A 16911-nucleotide genomic window follows, 5' to 3' on the forward strand; every position below is an offset into this window, starting at 1 on the left:
GGAGAGAAGCATGCCGTCACGCCGCCGTTTCCTGCAATCCGCCGGCTCGGTTGCCGCCCTGGCCGCGACCGGCGGTCGTGCGGCTCTCGCCGAAGGTCCGGGCGTGACGGAGCGCCTTGCCCGCTACATGGTCGTCGCGCGCGATCAGGAACTGCCCGCACAAGTCATGCTCGAATGCAAGCATCGCATTCTCGATACGCTCGGTGCGATGGTGTCGGGCTCGCGCATGCGGCCGGGCGAGATGGCATTGAAATATGTTCGCACGCTCGGCGGTGATGAGCAGGCATCCGTGATCGGTTCCGATTTCCGCACCACGGCGGTCAACGCGGCATTGGCCAACGCTATGTGTGGACATGCCGACGAGACCGACGATTTCGAGCCCGTCACCAAGGCGCATCCGGGATGCTCGGTCGTGCCCGCCGCCCTTGCGATTGGCGAGCGCGAGCATCGCAGCGGACAGGATTTCATTCGCGCCGTCGCGCTCGGCTACGACCTGACCTGCCGATTGCTGTTCGCTCTGGGTCCCGACCTCGTCCGCGGTTCGCATCGGAGTGCCGAAGGGACGTCCTCGACGTTCGGCGCGTTCGGGGCCGCCGCATCGCTGGCGCGGCTCGATGAAAAGGGAATGCGCTACGCGATTTCCTACTCGTCGCAGCAGGTCTCCGGCCTTTGGAGCTGGGTGAAGGACCACGACCATATCGAGAAAGCGTTCGACTTCGCCGGCATGGGCGCACGCAACGGCGTCATGGCAGTCGACATGGTGAAGGCAGGCCTGACCGGCGTCGACGACGTGCTCGATGGCACCCACAATCTCTTCATCGCGCTGTCGACCGATCCGAAGCCGGAGGAGATGGTGAAGGATCTCGGCAAGCGCTTTTACGTCACGGAGACCGCGATCAAGACATTTTCGGTCGGCTACCCCATCCAGTCGCCGTTGGATGCGATGCTGACGCTGCGCAAGCAGCACAGCCTCACGCCAGATAATGTGCGTAGCATTCTGGTCAAGCTGCCGACCGATGCGATGGGAATTGTGGGCGAGAGCGCGATGCCAGACGTCAACTGCCAGCATCTCGTGGCTGTCGCGCTGGTCAAGGGCGCCGTGTCGTTCAACGACAGTCACGACGTCGCGCTGATGCATGATCCAAAAATCCTGGAGCAGCGCGCCAAGGTGACGCTGGCCGGCGACAAGGCATTGATGGACCCGGCGGCGCCGCGTGGCGCTGTCGTCGAGGTGACATTGACCGATGGCAAGAAGGTCGAGCACTTCACGAAGTATCCGCCGGGCACCAAGGAGAATCCGCTGAGTACGGAAGCAGTGGCGGCCAAGACGCGGGATCTGATTGCACCGGTATTGGGCAGTGACAGGGCCGAGAAGCTGATCGAGCAGATCGGCCATCTCGAACGGCTTGACGACGTCGGCAAGTTGAGGCCATTGCTGACGGCGTGATGAATCAATCAACAACAAGACAAACATCAAGGAAGTGCCCATGCGCGGGGTTATGCGACGCACCTTTCTGGCCGCCTGTGCGGCCGTTCTGTTCTCCGGCTTCGCGGTAGCGCAGGACTATCCCTCCCGACCCGTCAAGATCATCGTGCCGTTCCCGGCCGGCGGGTCCAACGACATCATCGCCCGCATCGTCGCGCAGAAGCTGACTGAGCGGAACGGCCAGACTTTCCTCGTTGAGAACCGCGGCGGCGCCGGCGGCAATATCGGGGCCGAGACGGTCGCGAGCGCAGAGCCCGACGGCTACACCCTGCTGCTGACCGCGCCGCCTCCGCTGACGATCAACGGCTCTCTCTACAAAAAGCTGCCGTTCGATCCCGCCAAGGCCTTTGCGCCGGTGGCGCTGATCGCCTCGGTGCCGATTGTGCTGGTCGTCAATCCGTCGGTGCAGGCGAAGAACGTGGGCGAGCTGATCGCGCTGGCCAAGGCGAAGCCCGGCTCGCTCAATTTCGGCTCGTCCGGCATTGGCTCGACCAATCATCTGGCGGGCGAACTGCTCAAGAGCATGGCCGGCGTGGACATCGTCCACGTGCCCTATCGCGGTGCTGCGCCGGCGATGAACGATCTGCTCGCAGGGCAGATCCCGTTCATGTTCGACAACATGCCCGCGGTGTTGCCGCAGGTGCAAGGCAAGGCCATCAATGCGATCGCGGTCGCAGGCGCCAAGCGTGCGGAAGCCTTGCCCGACGTGCCGACGGTGGCTGACACCATTCCCGGCTTCGAGGCTTCGTCCTGGTTCGGACTGGTGGCGCCGGCCAAGACGCCAGCGCCCGCGCTCGCCAAGCTGAGCGGCGAGCTCGAGACCATTCTGAAGATGCCGGATGTCAAGAAGCGGCTCGCTGAACTCGGGGCCGAGCCCGGCACCGTTTTCGGCGACGCATTCGGTCAATTCATGACTGACGAAACCGCAAAATGGGGCAAGCTCGTCAAGGCCTCCGGCGCCACGGTCGATTAGCGAGTTGGGTTAGCGTCATGGATCTCAATCTGGGCGGCAAGGTTGCCGTCGTGACCGGCGGCAGCATCGGCATCGGCCGTGCCATTGCCGCCGAACTCGCGCGCGAGCAGGCGCACGTCGTCATCGTCGCGCGCGACGCCGAGCGGCTTGCGGCGTCGGCGCAGGAGATGTCGCGGGACACCGGCCGGCGCGTGATCGCCTGTGCCGGCGACATGACCAAGCCTGACGACATAGCCCGTGCAATGACCACCGCGCGCGAGGCCTTCGGCCGGATCGATATCCTCGTCAACAACGCCGGCGCCTCGCCGATGGGCCGGATCGCGGAGACACCTGATGCGACCTGGGCCAAGTCGATCGAGCTGAAGCTGCTCGGCTACATGCGCTGCGCGCGCAATGTCCTGCCTGAAATGCGCGACCGCCGCTGGGGCCGCGTCATCAACATCATCGGCCGCAGCGGGCATCAGCCGCGTGCGGCCTATATGGCGGGCGGCGCGGTCAACGCGGCGCTGCTCAACTTCACGCTGGCGCTCGCCGAGGAATGCGCGCCTGATAATGTGCTGGTCACCGGCGTCAATCCCGGACCGGTGCAGACCGACCGCTGGGACAGCCTCATCTCTCAAGGTGCGGCGATCTCAGGCCAGGATCAGGGCGCGACCAATGCTGTGGCGATCGCCTCGGTTCCGCTCGGCCGCGTCGGGCAGCCACATGAAGTGTCCGGCCTCGTCGCGTTCCTCTGTTCAGACCGCGCGTCCTTCATTACTGGTACCTGCATCAATGTCGATGGCGGCGGAACGAGGTGTATCTGATGGCTAGCGAACTGCGGAAGATCGGTGTCAGCGAGGATTGCGAGCTTGCTGTTCGCATCGACGATTATCTGCTGCCATGGGACGTCAAACCGCCGGTCGTGATGCTGCACGGACTCGCCGAGAGCGGCGAGGCGTTCCGGCGCTGGGTGCCTTACTTTGCCACGCATCATCTCGTGGTGCGCCCGGACCTGCGCGGCTACGGCGATTCGACGCCGATGCAGGGCGACTATGTCTATCGCTTCGCAGGCCTTGGCGACGACATCATCCGGATGCTCGACGTGCTGAAGCTCGATCGCGTGTTCCTGGTCGGCGGCAAGATCGGCGGCACGCTGGCGATGCATCTCACGGCAAAACACCCGGATCGCGTGATCGCAGTCGCCGCGGTCGGTGCGCCGGCTTCGCTCACCTCCTTCAACGAGCGTGCGCCGACCTGGCGCAAGCAGATCCGCGAGCAGGGCGTCGAGCCCTGGGTGCGCGAGACCACGGCCGGCCGCCTCGGCTCCTCGCTGCCGCCGGCGGCGCTGGACTGGTGGATCAAGCTGATGTCGAAGACCAAGGCCTCGACGTTGGAGGCATTCCTACAGATGGTGCCGACGGTCGACGTCACCGGCGAGCTTCCGTCCATCAAGCGTCCGACGCTGGTGATCACCACGACCGGCTCCGGTCTCGGCGACGTCGCCTCCGTGAAGGCATGGCAGGAAACGATTCCAGGCTCGAAGCTGGAAGTGCTGCCGGGTGATTCCTATCACGTCGCCGCGACTGACCCGGACGTTTGCGCGCAAAAAGTTCGCGCGTTCTTCGATCGCGTCGCGACCTAAGACGTACAGGGCGGGCCATTGGCCTGCCCTGCATTTGGCTCTAAGACTACCGTTCGACAAGAAACGGCAAATATCAGGGAGTGAAGCCATGACGAAAACCACGCGACGCAGCGTGCTCACGGCCGCCGCCGCGATGACAGCGGCAGGCCTCACTGAGGTGACGCCGGCTGCGGCGCAGGTCGCACCCAAGCCGATCTTCCCGGTGCCGATGGTGGCGATCCCGATCGTCGGCGAGAGCAGCGTGTTCCAGGTCCGCCGCATCTACTGCATCGGCCGCAATTATGCCGCGCACGCGATCGAGCGCGGCTCGGATCCGAACCGCGAGCCACCCTTCTTCTTCCAGAAGCCGACGGACGCGATCCAGAACGTCGCGGTCGGCCAGGTTGCCGACCATCCCTATCCGTCACTGACCAAGAACTATCATCACGAGGTCGAGCTGGTCGCCGCGCTGAAATCGGGAGGCACCAACATCCCGGCCGACAAGGCACTCGACCATGTCTACGGTTACGCGCTCGGCCTCGACATGACCCGGCGCGATCTCCAGAACGGCATGGCCGCGGAGAAGAAGCCCTGGGAGATCGGCAAGAGCTTTGACCAGGCCGCGGTGATCGGACCCATCCACCCCGCCAGCAAAACCGGCCATTTCGAGAAGGGCGCCATCTCGCTCGCGATCAACGGCACGGTGAAGCAGAGCTCGGATCTCAGCAAGATGATCTGGAGCGTGGCCGAGCAGATCGCAAAGCTGTCGGAAGCGTTCGAGCTGAAGGCCGGCGACATCATCTATTCCGGCACGCCGGAGAATGTCGGCCCGGTGGTGAAGGGCGACGTGCTGCTGTGCAAGCTCGAAGGCTTGCCGGATATGTCGATCAAGATCGTTTAACCGATCCCTGCAGCCAAGTATCGCGTCGGGAGGTGCTCATGTTGCGGCATGCTGTGATAGCCACGTTGAGTCTGGCCTTTGCGATCACCGTTGCAAAGGCCGAAGGCCCCGTCGACATCGCGCCGACGGGAGCGCTCCGTGTGGCGGTGGCTGTCGGTCCTGCCGCGTCGGCGTTCTGGACGACGCGCGATCCTTCCACCGGAAAGCCGCGCGGCGTTACGGTCGAACTCGCCAAGGCTGCCGCTGACAAGCTGCACGTTCCGCTTCAGCTCGTCGAATACCAGAGCTCCGACGAGATCGCGGCCGCTGGCAGTAAGGACGTCTGGGATCTCTCCTTCATGCCGGCGGACGTCAAGCGCGAACAGTTCGTGGACCAGGGGCCGGCTTACGTCGCCTATATGAGCGGCTATCTCGTGCGGGCCGGTTCGGACATCCGGATCGTTGCGGATGTCGATCGCGCCGGCATGCGGGTTGGTTGCATCGAAGGGACATCGACGTCACGTACGGTCGAGAAATCGCTGAAACAGGCGAAGCTGACAAAGTTCGTGAAGCCGGAAGAGGCGGCCGAATTGATCGGCAAGGGGCAGCTCGATGCTCTGGCGATGGGCATGGGAGCTCTGGAAGACCTTTCGCGAAAGCTGCCCGGAACCAAGGTGCTGGACGAAGTGATTCAATCGACCGGCGTGGTCGTGGTTGTTCCCAAGGGCAAGGCCGCGGCGAAGACCTGGGCCGCGCACTTCCTCGATGAGGCCAAGGCCGACGGCACCGTGCGTCGCGCGCTCGACGGTAACGGATTTACCAGCGACAAGATCGCGCCGTAGTTGCGCCGAACTGCGTCCGCTGGAACCGCGACTGGCGGCGGGGGTCTTTGAATTGCCGGAGTTCCATCGGCCATTGCCCCGTGTTGGGCAACGAACAAACCTCGTGCGGCCATATTTGAGTAAGAGTGATCTCCCGAGAGGGAGGCGCTTGCGATGAAGAAAGCTTTGATCACTGCGGCCGTGCTGCTGGCTGGCGTGCCTGCGAGCGCCGTTGCGCAGGAGCGCGCTGGTGCTGCGGCGATAGGCGCCGTGTCCGGGGCCGTCGTGCTCGGTCCGGTCGGTGCGGTCGCGGGGGCAGTGATTGGCTATACCGCCGGTCCTTCAATCGCGAGGTCATGGGGCGTGAGAGGTTCGCGGTCGGCAAGACACCAGCAGCCGCCGCGTCGCGAGGCGTACCGCGCAGCCGCGACCGGCGCTCCGCCGAGCGCACGCGAGGCGATAAATGCCAACGGCCAGATCAGAGCCGCTAGCAATCCGCCGGCTCAAGCCGCGCCTGCGGTGCAGCCTGTTCAAGCTGCGCCTGTTGCGCCGGCGGCGACTTCGACCCCGCCCGTTCAGGGACTCGAATGAGGCTCCGGCTTTAGGCCGCGGTCGTCTTCGGCCGCAGCCGGTCGACGGTCCGTGCGATCAGCGCGGCCACCTCCGGCACCTTCGGACCAATCCGAAACTCCGGCCCTGCGACGACGACGGAGAGACGGCGATCACCGATCGGCAGCGGGATCGCGGCACCCGCGAGGTCGCGGCTGTAATCGGCGAAGCTCTGGCAATAGCCGCGCGCGATCGAATTGCGCAGCTCGAGCTCCACGGCCTCGATGCTGATCGGCGTCGACGGGCCGTATTGCTTGAATTCGATCTTGCGATAGACGGAGTCGCGCTCTTCCTGCGAATATTGCAGCAACAGGGCGCGGCCGCTCGCGGTGGCGTGGATCGGCACGCGGTGGCCGATGGTCGCGAAATAGCGGATCGCGGCCTGGGATTCGACGACGTCGATGAACACCGCCATCACGCCGGCCGGCGCCACGATGGATGCGGTCTCGCCCGTCTCGGCGGAGAGATCTGCGATCAGCTGATGCGCCCACGGCGGCAGCGGCTCGACCTCGGAGATCATCCGCGCCATCGCCAGCCAGCGCGGCGTCGGATAGAAGCCGGCGCGCGGGCGGGGCTCATAGAGATAGCCCTTCTCGGACAGCGTCGCGAGCAGGTTGAAGGTCGACGAGCGCGGCCAGCCGAAATGATCGGCGATCTCGGCAAGCGTCGCCGGCTTCCTCGTTTGCGCGAAGAATTCCATGATCTCCAGGACGTTTGCGGCTTGGCGAACGATCATGGTGGCGGCGTTCCGATCTAGGGCTGGCCGAGGATCTTCTTCGCGGCGCGAAGATGCGGCTTGTCGATCATCTGGCCGTCGAGCCGCAGCGTGCCGGAGTTCGGATTGTTCGCGAATGCGGCGATCACTTTTTCCGCCCAGGTGCGCTCAGCCTCGGTCGGCTCGAATGCCGCGTTGACGACGTCGACATGTTTCGGATGGATCAGCGCCTTCGCCGAAAACCCGTCGCGCCGCGCCGCCCGCGTTTCCTGCTCGAGGCCGGCGAGGTTGTCGATGTCGGTATAGACGGTGTCGATCGGCGCGACCTCGGCTGCGGCCGCCGCCATCAGGCAGAGATCGCGCGCGAGGCGGTAGGGGCTGTGGAACACGCCGCCCGAGGCCTTTTCCGTGGCGCCGAGCGAAGCCGAGAGATCTTCCGCACCCCACATCAATCCGGCGAGGCGAGGGGAGCAGCCCTTGTAGCTGCCGAGGCCGAAGATCGAGCTGGCCGTCTCCGTCGCGACACAAACGATGCGGGTCGCGCCGACCGTGATGCCGGCAGCCGCTTCCAGCGCTTCAAGCCAGGTTGCAACCTGCCGCACATCATCGCCGCCTTGCGATTTCGGCAGCACGATGCCGTCGGGCTTGCCGGGCATCACCGCGGCGAGATCGGTGAGCGTCAGGCCGATGTCGAGCGCGTTGACGCGGATATAGAGTTGATGCGGGCCGGGGCGGCTCTTCAGCATCGCAAGCGTCAGCCCGCGCGCTTCCGGCTTCTTCTCGGTGACGACGGAATCCTCGAGATCGATGATCAGCGCGTCGGCCTTGCCTTCGCTCGCCTTCTCGAATTTGCGGGGGGAATCCCCCGGCACGAACAGCATCGAACGCATCAGACCGGCCTCTTGTGCATCATCGCCATCCGGCGGCATTTGCCGACGATCTCGTCGTTCTGGTTCAAGGCGTGGTGCTCGAACTCGACGATGCCCGCCTTCGGACGCGATTTGGATTCCCTCAACGAAAGCACCTTCGTCGTCGCCCGCAAGGTATCGCCATGGAAGACCGGTTTTGGGAACGTGACGTCGGTCATGCCGAGATTGGCAACGGTGGTCCCCATGGTCGTATCATAGACCGTCATGCCGATCATGATGCCGAGGGTGTAAAGGCTGTTGAAAATGCGCTGGCCGAACTCGGTCTTTTCAGCGAAATGCGCGTCGATATGCAGCGGCTGCGGGTTGAGCGTCAGCAGGCTGAACATGGTGTTGTCCATCTCCGTGACGGTCCGGGTCAGCGGATGCCTGAACTCCTGGCCCACGGAAAAGTCCTCGAAATAAAGTCCGGCCATCGCGGTTTCCTCCCTGTATCGCTGCGATTCTGGCCAGCGCTGCCGTTAGGGCGGCGCGGCCAGGTGAACTGCTTCTTGCTCTGCGAGCTGTTCGATTTCCTCGGTTGAGAAGCCGGCCTCGCGCAAAATGTCGCGGCCATGCTGGCCGAGCGTTGGTGCGGGGCCGGCGGGTTCCGGCTGGGTCACGCTCCAGGTGGAGGGCACGCGCATCTGGCGGATGCGGCCTTCGACGGGATGATCGACGGTCCTGAAGAAGTCGATCGCATTGAGATGCGGATCTTCGAGGATCGTTTCCAGCGTATGCATCGGCATCACCGGAATGTCGGCGCGCTCGAGCAGATCGCGCCATTCTGCGGTGGTGCGCGTGAGGAAGATGTGGCCGATCTCCTCATAGATCTCGTCGATGTGCTTCGTCCGCGCGGCGTGGTTGGCGAAGCGCGGCTGATCGAGGAAATGCGGCTGTCCGATCGCCTCGAAGAAGCTGCGCCAGTGCTTGTCGTTGTAGATGAGGACGCAGAGATAGCCGTCGCTGGTCTTGTAGGGGCGGCGATAGCGCGACAGCAGGCGGGCATAGCCGCCATGGTCGAGCGGCGGATCGTAGGTGAGTCCGCCTAAGTGATCGACCAGCACGAACTCCGTCATCGATTCGAACATCGGCACGTCGATGCGCTGACCGACGCCGGTGCGGCTCTGATGCATCAGCCCACCCATGATCGCATTGACCAACATCAGGCCGACGATGCGATCGGCGATGGTGACGGGGACGTAGCGCGGTGTGCCGTCGCCGGCGGCTGCGAGTAGCGTCGGAATGGTGGCGGCGCCCTGGATGAGATCGTCATAGGCGGGCTTTGCGGCATAGGGCCCGGACTGGCCGTAGCCGAACGCGCCGACATAGACGAGGGCGGGATTGATCTCGCGAAGTGTCTCGTAGTCGAGGCCGAGCCGGGCCATCGCCTGCGGGCGCACATTGTAGACGAGCGCGTTGGCGTGCTTCGCCAGCCGCAGCAAGGTGTCGCGGCCTTCCGCCTTCTTCAGGTCGAGCGCGATGCTGCGTTTGCCGCGATTGGCATTGAGGAACATTCCGCCCATGCCGGGCGTGCGGCCGGGACCGATCTGGCGAACGATGTCGCCCTCGGGGCTTTCGACCTTGATCACGTCGGCGCCCATGTCGGCCAGCACCTGGGTGCCGTAAGGGCCCATCAGCACCGAGGTCAGGTCGAGAATGGTGAAGCCGGCGAGCGGTCCCATGGGGCCTCGTTGGATGAATTCATATACGTGGAGTTAGAGTTCAGAAAATTTCGATGTCAATTCGCCGGCTATAAGCTTTGGCGCATAACGCTATGCATAATTCATATACTTGACAGATAAATTCACATATATGTACATTTTCCTCAAGTAAGAAGTGGAGTGAGGGCCGAACGATGCCGCAGCGGTTCGCTGCCGCGTTCGGCGTGGGGACGCGTCAAGGAGAACGACATGAAGAAGAATCTGGTCCGGGCCGTCGCAGCGCTCGCACTCTCGCTGCCGGTCTCGACAATGTCGGCGCAGGCGCTGGAGCTGAAGGTCGCCGATAGTTTCCCCGCCGGTCACTATCTCGTCCGCCTGATGCTCAAGCCCTGGATGGACGACGTCACCAAGCGCACCAACGGCGCGGTGACCTTCACCTATTATCCGAACCAGCAGATCGGCAAGGCGGCCGACATGCTGCGGCTGACGCAGTCCGGCGTGGTCGACATCGGCTACATCGGGCCGTCCTATGTCTCCGACAAGATGCCGCTCTCGGAAGTCGCGCAATTGCCGGGCGCGTTCGCAACCAGCTGCCAGGGCACGCTCGCCTATTGGAAAACCGCGCGTGAAGGCATTTTGGCGAAGCAGGAATACGCACCGAACAAGATCAAGCTGCTGCTCGCCGTGGTGCTGCCGCCCTACCAGGTGTGGACCGTCAAATCGAAGGTGGAAACCACCAAGGATATGCAGGGCCTGAAGCTGCGCACCACGGGCGGCGCGCAGGACCTGACGCTGCGTGCGCTCAGCGCCGTGCCGGTGCGCATGGCTGCGCCCGATGCCTATGAGTCGCTGTCGCGCGGCACGATGGACGGCCTGCTGTTCCCGCTCGACAGTGTCGTCTCCTACGGCCTCGACAAGCTGGTCAAGCACGCCACCGAAGGCGTCAGCTTCGGCAGCTTCATCGTCGCCTATTCCATCAACCAGTCGGTCTGGGACAAGCTGCCCGACGACGTGAAGAAGGCGATGAACGAGGCTTCGGAGGCGATTACGCCGCAAGCCTGCGCCGGCGTCGAAAAGGAAGGCGAAGTCACCAAGAAGCAAATGCAGGACGAAGGCATCAGTTTCGATCCGCTGCCAGAGGTGACGCGCACCGAGATCAAGGACAAGCTCAAGGGCGTCGGCAAGGAGTGGGCGAGCGGGCTCGACAGCCGCGGCAAGCAGGCGTCCGCCGCGCTGAAGGAGTTCGACGATCTGCTCGCCGCTGGCGGCGCCAAGTAAAGCGCAGAGTAGTCCGACATCCAACAAGGAGGCGCGAGAGGTGATCAAACGAGCAGGAGATGTGCTCGGCGCGCTGGAACGCGCGCTGACGGTGATCGCGGTGGTGTTCATGTTCGTGATCATGCTGCTGGTCGTGACCGACGTGTTCATGCGCTACGCGCTGAACAGTCCGTTCTCCTTCACCTATGATCTGATCGGGCTCTATCTCCTCGCCGGCGTGTTCTTCTTCACGCTGTCGGACGCCTTGCGCGAGCATGTCCATGTCGGCGTCGACATCCTCCTGTCGCGCTTCTCGCTGACCGGGCGACGGTTGTCCGAGATCGTCACCGCGCTCGCCGGCCTGTTCGTGTTCATCCTGATCTGCAAGGTCGGCTTCGAGCGCGCGCTGGAGAATTACGAGCAGCACGACGTGCTCTCCGGCGCGATCCCCTGGCCGACCTGGATCTCCGCGGCGCTGGTGCCGTTCGGTTGCGGCGTGCTGGTGTTGCGGCTCGCGCTCCAGTTGGTCGGCAATGTGTTGAGCCTCGTCAGCGGCCGCGATCTCTATCCACTGCCGCCGGTGACCGGCGTCGGCGAAGCGCGCGGCTTCGAGTAACGGGCGATATCCATGACACCTTTCATCGTTCTCGCCCTGCTGTTCGGCCTGCTTGCACTCGGCACACCCGTCGGTTTCGCCATGGCCTTCTCCGGCTCGGTTGGCCTCGTCATGGTCGGTGGATGGGGCACGCTGCTCGGCATCCTGCAAACCGCGCCGCTCTCGACCGTCTCGGCCTACGAGCTGATCACCATTCCGATGTTTCTCCTGATGGCAGACCTCGTGCTGCTGTCGGGCGTCGCGGACGATCTGTTCAAGACGGCCTCGGCCTGGGTCGGCCGCATTCCCGGTGGCCTCGGCATGGCGACCGCGCTCGCCGGCGCCGGCTTTGGCGCGATCTGCGGCACCTCGACCGCTTCCGCCGCGACGCTGTCCTCGACCAGCCTGCCGGCGATGATCCGCCAGGGTTATGAGCCGAAGATGGCCGCCGGCGTCGTTGCGATCTCAGGTACTCTGTCGATGCTGCTGCCGACCAGCGTTGCGCTCGTCATCTTCGGCCTGCTGGCCGAAGTGAACATCGGCAAGCTGCTGATCAGCGGCATCATCCCGGCGATCCTGGTCACGTTCACCATCATGGCCACGATCTATTTCCTGGTCTGGCAGGATCCTTCGCGCGCACCGGCTGCGAAATCAGTGCCGTGGCGGGAAAAATTCGCGCTGCTGTGGCAGGTCTCGCCGATGGTGGTGCTGTTCTCGATCGTGACGGGCACGATCTATCTCGGCGTCGCGACGCCGACGGAAGCCTCCGCCTTCGGCGCGTTCGGCGCCTTCCTGCTCGCGATCGTCAAGGGCAAGATCACGCCGTCCTCGCTCTATGCGACGCTGCTGCGCGCCTGCCACGGCACCTGCATGATCATCATGATCCTGGTCGGTGCCTCGATCTTCGGCTATTTCTTCACGCTGACCCATGTCACGCAGGACCTCGTCGCCTGGATCGGCAGCCTGCCGGCCTCGCGCTGGGTGATCATCACATTGATCTTGTGCGGCTATATCGTGCTCGGCTCGTTCATGGACCAGATCGCAATCCTGGTGCTGACCGTGCCGATCGTTCTGCCGCTGATCAAGACGCTCGGCTTCGACCCGATCTGGTTCGGCGTCATCAAGATCGTCACCGCGGAGGTCGGCATGATCACACCGCCGGTCGGGCTCAACTGCTTCATCGTCGCCCGCTATGCCAAGCGGCCGGTGGCGGAAGTCTTCCACGGCACCTTCCCGCACTTCATCGCGCACCTGATCGCAATCGCGATTCTGGTGGCGTTCCCCTCGATCATTCTCTGGCTGCCCTCGCAGATGGGGCGCTAGGATCGGAGCTCGGCTCCCAATAAGGAGATCAAGAACATGGATTTCGCGCTCACCGATCAGCAGGAAGCCATTCGCGCCGCCGTCGCAAAAGTTTGCGAAGACTTTCCCGACGCCTATTGGCTGAAGAAGGACCATGACGGCGGCTTCCCGCACGATTTCCACAAGGCAATGGCCGATGCCGGCTGGCTCGGCATCTGTGTGCCGGAGGAATATGGCGGCTCCGGGCTCGGCATCACCGAGGCCGCGATCATGATGCGCGCCATCGCGGAATCCGGCGCCGGCATGTCCGGTGCCTCCGCGGTGCATATCAACGTGTTCGGTCTCAATCCCGTCGTCGTGTTCGGCACCCAGGAGCAACGCAAGCGCATGCTGCCGCCGATGGTCGAGGGCCGCGAGAAGGCCTGCTTCGCCGTCACCGAGCCCAACACAGGCCTCAACACCACCCAGCTCAAGACGCGTGCTGTGGCCAAGAACGACCGCTACATCGTCAACGGCCAGAAGGTGTGGATCTCCACCGCGCAGGTCGCGCACAAGATTTTGCTGCTGGCGCGCACCACGCCGCTGGAGGACGTGCGCTCGCCGACCCATGGGCTGAGCCTGTTCTACACCGATTTCGACCGCAAGAAGATCAAGGTCCACGAGATCGAGAAGATGGGCCGCAAGATCGTCGATTCCAACGAGCTGTTCTTCGAGGATTTCGAGATCCCGATGGAGGACCGCATCGGCGAAGAGGGCAAGGGCTTTCAGTACATCCTCGAAGGCATGAACCCCGAGCGTATCCTGATCGCCGCCGAAGCCGTCGGCCTCGGCAAGCTAGCGCTGTCGCGCGCGACCGAATACGCCAAGACACGCGTGGTGTTCAATCGGCCGATCGGCAAGAACCAGGGCATCCAGCATCCGCTCGCGGTGAACTGGGTCGAGCTCGAGGCCGCCTGGCTGATGGTGATGCAGGCAGCCTGGCAATACGACAAGGGCTTGCCCTGCGGCGCTGGCGCGAACGCCGCGAAATATTTCGCAGGCGAAGCCGGCTACCATGCCTGCGAGCAGGCGGTGATGACCCATGGCGGCTTCGGCTATGCCAAGGAATTCCACGTCGAGCGTTATCTGCGCGAGGTCCTGATCCCGCGCATCGCGCCGGTCAGCCCGCAGCTCGCGCTCAGCTTCATTGCGGAAAAGGTGCTCGGTCTGGCGAAGTCTTACTAGTCTTCGCGCGGATCGCTTAGCGGGGACGCCAATGAACCTCGACTTCTCCGGCCTGATCCGGGAGGGCGACCGTGTCGTGTGCGGGCAGGCAACGGCTGAGCCGGTCACCCTGACCGAAGCGCTGGTCGCGCAAGCCGGGCATCTGCCGGCGTTCCGCATGATGGTCGGTCCAATATTCTCCGACACGTTCTCCGCCGCGTGCGCGCCCAACATCTCGTTCCAGAGCTATGGCGTGATCGGCAATGCACGGCGGCTTGCGAAAGCAGGGCGGCTCGACGTGATCCCGAGCAATTACAGCGCCTTCTGCGCCGATTTCGCCTCACGGCGCCACCGTGCGGATGTGGTGCTGGTGCAACTCGCCGAGTCCGGCGATGGTCGATTGAGCGCTGGCCTCTCGAACGATCATGTCATCGATGCCGCACGTGGCGCGCGCGTCGTCATCGCCGAGATCAATCCGGATGCGCCCTGGACGTTTGGTGCGGAATGGCCTGCGGACGCGCCGATCCATCTGCGGGTCGCCGCTCGCCGTCCGCCCGTCGAACTGCCGCCGGCACCACTTGATGACGTCTCACGGAAAATCGCGTCATATGCGGCGAGCCTGATCGCCGACGGCAGCACGCTTCAGTTCGGCGTGGGACGCATTCCGGACGCGATCCTGTCCTCGCTGTCGCATGCGCGCAATCTCGGCATCCATTCCGGCCTGATCAACGACGCCGTCGTCGACCTGATCGAGTGCGGCGCGGTGACGAATGCGGAGAAGGGGATCGACGCCGGGATCACGGTGACGAACCAGGTGATCGGCACGAAGCGGCTCTATCGCTTCGTGCACGAGAACAAGGCGGTTTTGGTGCGGCCGACGTCCTATACGCACGGCCAGAACGTGCTGGCGCGAATCAACCGGCTGGTCGCGATCAATTCGGCGCTTCAGGTCGGGCTCGATGGCAGCGTCAATTCCGAAACGCTGAACGGCGTTGCGATCGGTGCCATCGGCGGGCAGCTCGATTTCGTGCGCGGTGCCAATGCATCGCCCGGGGGCAGGGCGATCATCGCGCTGCCGGCGACGGCGTCCGACGGGACCAGCCGCATTGTCGCCAACGTGGAGACCGTGACGACGCCGCGCGCTGACGTCGATGCCATCGTGACCGAATGGGGCGTTGCGGAGTTGCGCGGTTGCGGACTTGCCGAGCGGGCGCGCCGCATGATCGCGATCGCGGCGCCCGGGCACCGTGATGCGCTGTCGGCGCAGCTTCGCGCCGCGCGCTAGAATCTCGCGAGCTATCTGAAACGGGCCGGTCTATTCGGCGGCGATCCGTTCCATTGCCATGGCGCGAAGCCCGGCGCGCTGGATTTTCACACCGTTGGCGCTGTCGGTGACGGGGAAAGCGTCGACGATATAGATTCGTGCCGGCACCTTGTAGCCGGCGAGGCGCTCGCGCAGGCGCGCGACCAGCATCTCCTGTTGCGGCGGCTCCTCGGCCGGAATCACGAAGGCGACGCAGCGCGCCTGACCCCTAAGATCGACCGCGACAACCTGGGCGTCGGCAACCCCCATGCAGGCTTTGAGCTCGTCCTCGATCTCGCCGGGCGCAACCAGGAAGCCGCCGAGCCGCATCGCATCGCCCGCGCGGGTCTCGTAGACGAAGGCGCCGTCGCCGCGCAGGCGGCCGATGTCGCCGGTGCGGAAGAAGCCGTCGGCGGTGATCGCATCGCGCGTCGCATCCGGGTTGTTGAAATAGCCGAGGAAGCACGAGGGCGCGCTGATCTCGATCTCGCCGGAGACGCCTTGCGCCGCCAGCTCGCCGGTCTCGGTATCGCGCACGCGCACCTTCGCGTCGGGAGACATCGGCCAGCCGCCACCTTCGATGCGATCGGCGAAGGCATCATCGAGGCGGGCGATCGAGAACAGCGCCTGCACCTCGCTCGAACCGTAGAGGCCGAACAGCGGCATGCTGCGCGCCTCGGCCTCCGCGGCGAGCTCACGCCAGCCGGGCTGGAACGCGGCGAAGCCGCAGACTTCGAGATGCGGGAATGGCCGTGGTGCGTCGGCGAGCGCGAGGATGCGGCGGAACATCTCGTCGGAGCCGAAGGCGTGCGTGATCTCGTGTTCGGCAAGGACCTTCAACGCTGATGCCGCCTCGAAAGCATCGAGCACATGGACGGTCGCGCCGGCTGCGATGAAGCCGAGCAGGCTGGTCATGCCGAAGGTGCCGCAGAACGGCAGCATGGCCAGCAGCGAATGGCGCCGTGGCGAGAGTTTCAGCGCCTTGGCGACGGAGGCGGCGTGCGTGGCGAGCGTCCGCTGCGAATGCGCGACAAGCTTCGGCCCCTTGGTCGTGCCCGATGTCGTGTAGAGCAGCACCGGCAGATCGACATCGTCCTGCGCCGGCGGCGCTGGCGGGTAGGACTTCTCGAACGCATCGAAGCGCGCACAGGGCCAGTGTGCGGGGATCGCATCCCCGCCGACCACCGCAAGCCTTTGCAGCGCGGGCACTTCGTCCCTGCTGACCTCGGCGAGGATGGCGGCAAAATCGATCGAGCGGAACGCGGCCTCGACCACCATCAGCCTGGCGCCGGACACCTTGAGCAGATGGCCGACTTCCGCGCTGCGGTAGCGGGTATTGACCGCGGCGACGATCGCACCGCAGCGGGCGGCGGCGAACAGCAGTGCGATCCATTCGACCCGGTTGAGCAGCCAGACCGCGACCACGTCGCCCTGGCCGATGCCTTGTGCGGCAAGCCATGCGGCGGTCTGCTCGACCTTCCGGGAGAATTCCGCGCGCGAGACCAGCCTGCCGTCAAACACGAAGGCGGGCTCGGCGCCTTCGGTGCCGATCAGCGATTGAAGCGAGAATTGGCTGACGCTCATGGCAACCGGAC

16 protein-coding genes and 1 pseudogene are annotated in these 16911 nt (G+C 64.5%); 12 read left to right on the forward strand and 5 right to left on the reverse strand.

Annotated elements, in window-relative coordinates:
• The first annotated feature begins 10 nt into the window (after positions 1–10).
• From QJT78_RS02155 to QJT78_RS02185, 7 genes are all read left to right on the forward strand, one after another.
• A complete protein-coding gene (locus QJT78_RS02155; RefSeq protein ID WP_028147099.1) occupies positions 11–1447 on the forward strand; it encodes an MmgE/PrpD family protein in 1437 nt (478 codons plus the stop codon).
• 40 nt (positions 1448–1487) lie between these two features.
• Positions 1488–2459 (forward strand): tripartite tricarboxylate transporter substrate binding protein, encoded by a 972-nt coding sequence (locus QJT78_RS02160; RefSeq protein WP_028147098.1) that lies wholly within the window; start codon positions 1488–1490, stop codon positions 2457–2459.
• Positions 2460–2476: 17 nt separating this feature from the next.
• Positions 2477–3265, forward strand: a complete 789-nt coding sequence (locus QJT78_RS02165; protein WP_028147097.1) for an SDR family NAD(P)-dependent oxidoreductase — start codon at positions 2477–2479, stop codon at positions 3263–3265.
• Positions 3265–4083 (forward strand): alpha/beta hydrolase, encoded by an 819-nt coding sequence (locus QJT78_RS02170; RefSeq protein ID WP_028147096.1) that lies wholly within the window; start codon positions 3265–3267, stop codon positions 4081–4083. The genes QJT78_RS02165 and QJT78_RS02170 overlap by 1 nt, the downstream gene beginning before the upstream one ends.
• 88 nt (positions 4084–4171) lie before the next feature.
• Positions 4172–4963: a fumarylacetoacetate hydrolase family protein gene (locus QJT78_RS02175; protein WP_028147095.1), complete on the forward strand. Its 792-nt coding sequence runs from the start codon at positions 4172–4174 to the stop codon at positions 4961–4963.
• Between the two features lie 38 nt (positions 4964–5001).
• Positions 5002–5784 (forward strand): transporter substrate-binding domain-containing protein, encoded by a 783-nt coding sequence (locus tag QJT78_RS02180; protein ID WP_028147094.1) that lies wholly within the window; start codon positions 5002–5004, stop codon positions 5782–5784.
• A 153-nt stretch (positions 5785–5937) separates the two neighbouring features.
• Positions 5938–6354 (forward strand): hypothetical protein, encoded by a 417-nt coding sequence (locus QJT78_RS02185; RefSeq protein ID WP_028147093.1) that lies wholly within the window; start codon positions 5938–5940, stop codon positions 6352–6354.
• A 10-nt stretch (positions 6355–6364) separates the two neighbouring features.
• On the opposite strand, the gene QJT78_RS02190 is transcribed toward QJT78_RS02185, so the two are convergent.
• From QJT78_RS02190 to QJT78_RS02205, 4 genes and pseudogenes are all read right to left on the reverse strand, one after another.
• On the reverse strand, positions 6365–7108 hold the full coding sequence (locus QJT78_RS02190) for an IclR family transcriptional regulator (protein WP_028147092.1): 744 nt from the start codon (positions 7106–7108) through the stop codon (positions 6365–6367).
• 17 nt (positions 7109–7125) lie between these two features.
• Positions 7126–7977 (reverse strand): CoA ester lyase, encoded by an 852-nt coding sequence (locus QJT78_RS02195; protein ID WP_281460171.1) that lies wholly within the window; start codon positions 7975–7977, stop codon positions 7126–7128.
• A pseudogene (locus QJT78_RS02200) lies at positions 7977–8444 on the reverse strand (MaoC family dehydratase); the annotation flags it as partial. The gene QJT78_RS02195 and the pseudogene QJT78_RS02200, both read right to left, overlap by 1 nt.
• A 30-nt stretch (positions 8445–8474) precedes the next feature.
• Positions 8475–9677, reverse strand: coding sequence for a CoA transferase (locus QJT78_RS02205; RefSeq protein ID WP_028147090.1), 1203 nt, complete (start codon positions 9675–9677; stop codon positions 8475–8477).
• A 228-nt stretch (positions 9678–9905) separates the two neighbouring features.
• Between QJT78_RS02205 and dctP the strand changes: the two genes are divergently transcribed.
• The 5 genes from dctP to QJT78_RS02230 are packed head-to-tail and all read left to right on the forward strand — an operon-like array spanning position 9906 to position 15298.
• Positions 9906–10934, forward strand: coding sequence for a TRAP transporter substrate-binding protein DctP (gene dctP / locus QJT78_RS02210; protein ID WP_038941831.1), 1029 nt, complete (start codon positions 9906–9908; stop codon positions 10932–10934).
• A gap of 40 nt (positions 10935–10974) precedes the next feature.
• The gene (locus tag QJT78_RS02215) at positions 10975–11529 is read left to right on the forward strand and encodes a TRAP transporter small permease (RefSeq protein WP_028147088.1); all 555 of its coding nucleotides are present in this window, start codon (positions 10975–10977) and stop codon (positions 11527–11529) included.
• Between the two features lie 12 nt (positions 11530–11541).
• Positions 11542–12831: a TRAP transporter large permease gene (locus QJT78_RS02220; protein WP_038941832.1), complete on the forward strand. Its 1290-nt coding sequence runs from the start codon at positions 11542–11544 to the stop codon at positions 12829–12831.
• 36 nt (positions 12832–12867) lie between these two features.
• Positions 12868–14034 carry an acyl-CoA dehydrogenase family protein gene (locus QJT78_RS02225; RefSeq protein WP_028147086.1) on the forward strand — a complete coding sequence of 389 codons (1167 nt, stop codon included), beginning with the start codon at positions 12868–12870 and terminating at the stop codon, positions 14032–14034.
• A gap of 31 nt (positions 14035–14065) precedes the next feature.
• Positions 14066–15298 carry an acetyl-CoA hydrolase/transferase C-terminal domain-containing protein gene (locus tag QJT78_RS02230; RefSeq protein WP_038941834.1) on the forward strand — a complete coding sequence of 411 codons (1233 nt, stop codon included), beginning with the start codon at positions 14066–14068 and terminating at the stop codon, positions 15296–15298.
• A gap of 30 nt (positions 15299–15328) precedes the next feature.
• Here QJT78_RS02230 and QJT78_RS02235 read toward each other — a convergent pair whose 3' ends face one another.
• Positions 15329–16900, reverse strand: coding sequence for an AMP-binding protein (locus QJT78_RS02235; RefSeq protein ID WP_028147084.1), 1572 nt, complete (start codon positions 16898–16900; stop codon positions 15329–15331).
• Positions 16901–16911: the final 11 nt, after the last annotated feature.

This window comes from Bradyrhizobium sp. Mp27 (assembly GCF_029953005.1).
GTDB classification, from domain to species: Bacteria; Pseudomonadota; Alphaproteobacteria; order Rhizobiales; family Xanthobacteraceae; genus Bradyrhizobium; species Bradyrhizobium barranii.

Bases quoted from the DNA above. Each gene is read 5' to 3' on its own strand.
- QJT78_RS02155 (WP_028147099.1), top strand. From the start codon at position 11: ATGCCGTCACGCCGCCGTTTCCTGCAATCCGCCGGCTCGGTTGCCGCC.
- QJT78_RS02160 (WP_028147098.1), top strand. From the start codon at position 1,488: ATGCGCGGGGTTATGCGACGCACCTTTCTGGCCGCCTGTGCGGCCGTT.
- QJT78_RS02165 (WP_028147097.1), top strand. From the start codon at position 2,477: ATGGATCTCAATCTGGGCGGCAAGGTTGCCGTCGTGACCGGCGGCAGC.
- QJT78_RS02170 (WP_028147096.1), top strand. From the start codon at position 3,265: ATGGCTAGCGAACTGCGGAAGATCGGTGTCAGCGAGGATTGCGAGCTT.
- QJT78_RS02175 (WP_028147095.1), top strand. From the start codon at position 4,172: ATGACGAAAACCACGCGACGCAGCGTGCTCACGGCCGCCGCCGCGATG.
- QJT78_RS02180 (WP_028147094.1), top strand. From the start codon at position 5,002: ATGTTGCGGCATGCTGTGATAGCCACGTTGAGTCTGGCCTTTGCGATC.
- QJT78_RS02185 (WP_028147093.1), top strand. From the start codon at position 5,938: ATGAAGAAAGCTTTGATCACTGCGGCCGTGCTGCTGGCTGGCGTGCCT.
- QJT78_RS02190 (WP_028147092.1), bottom strand. From the start codon at position 7,108: ATGATCGTTCGCCAAGCCGCAAACGTCCTGGAGATCATGGAATTCTTC.
- QJT78_RS02195 (WP_281460171.1), bottom strand. From the start codon at position 7,977: ATGCGTTCGATGCTGTTCGTGCCGGGGGATTCCCCCCGCAAATTCGAG.
- QJT78_RS02205 (WP_028147090.1), bottom strand. From the start codon at position 9,677: ATGGGACCGCTCGCCGGCTTCACCATTCTCGACCTGACCTCGGTGCTG.
- dctP (WP_038941831.1), top strand. From the start codon at position 9,906: ATGAAGAAGAATCTGGTCCGGGCCGTCGCAGCGCTCGCACTCTCGCTG.
- QJT78_RS02220 (WP_038941832.1), top strand. From the start codon at position 11,542: ATGACACCTTTCATCGTTCTCGCCCTGCTGTTCGGCCTGCTTGCACTC.
- QJT78_RS02225 (WP_028147086.1), top strand. From the start codon at position 12,868: ATGGATTTCGCGCTCACCGATCAGCAGGAAGCCATTCGCGCCGCCGTC.
- QJT78_RS02230 (WP_038941834.1), top strand. From the start codon at position 14,066: ATGAACCTCGACTTCTCCGGCCTGATCCGGGAGGGCGACCGTGTCGTG.
- QJT78_RS02235 (WP_028147084.1), bottom strand. From the start codon at position 16,900: ATGAGCGTCAGCCAATTCTCGCTTCAATCGCTGATCGGCACCGAAGGC.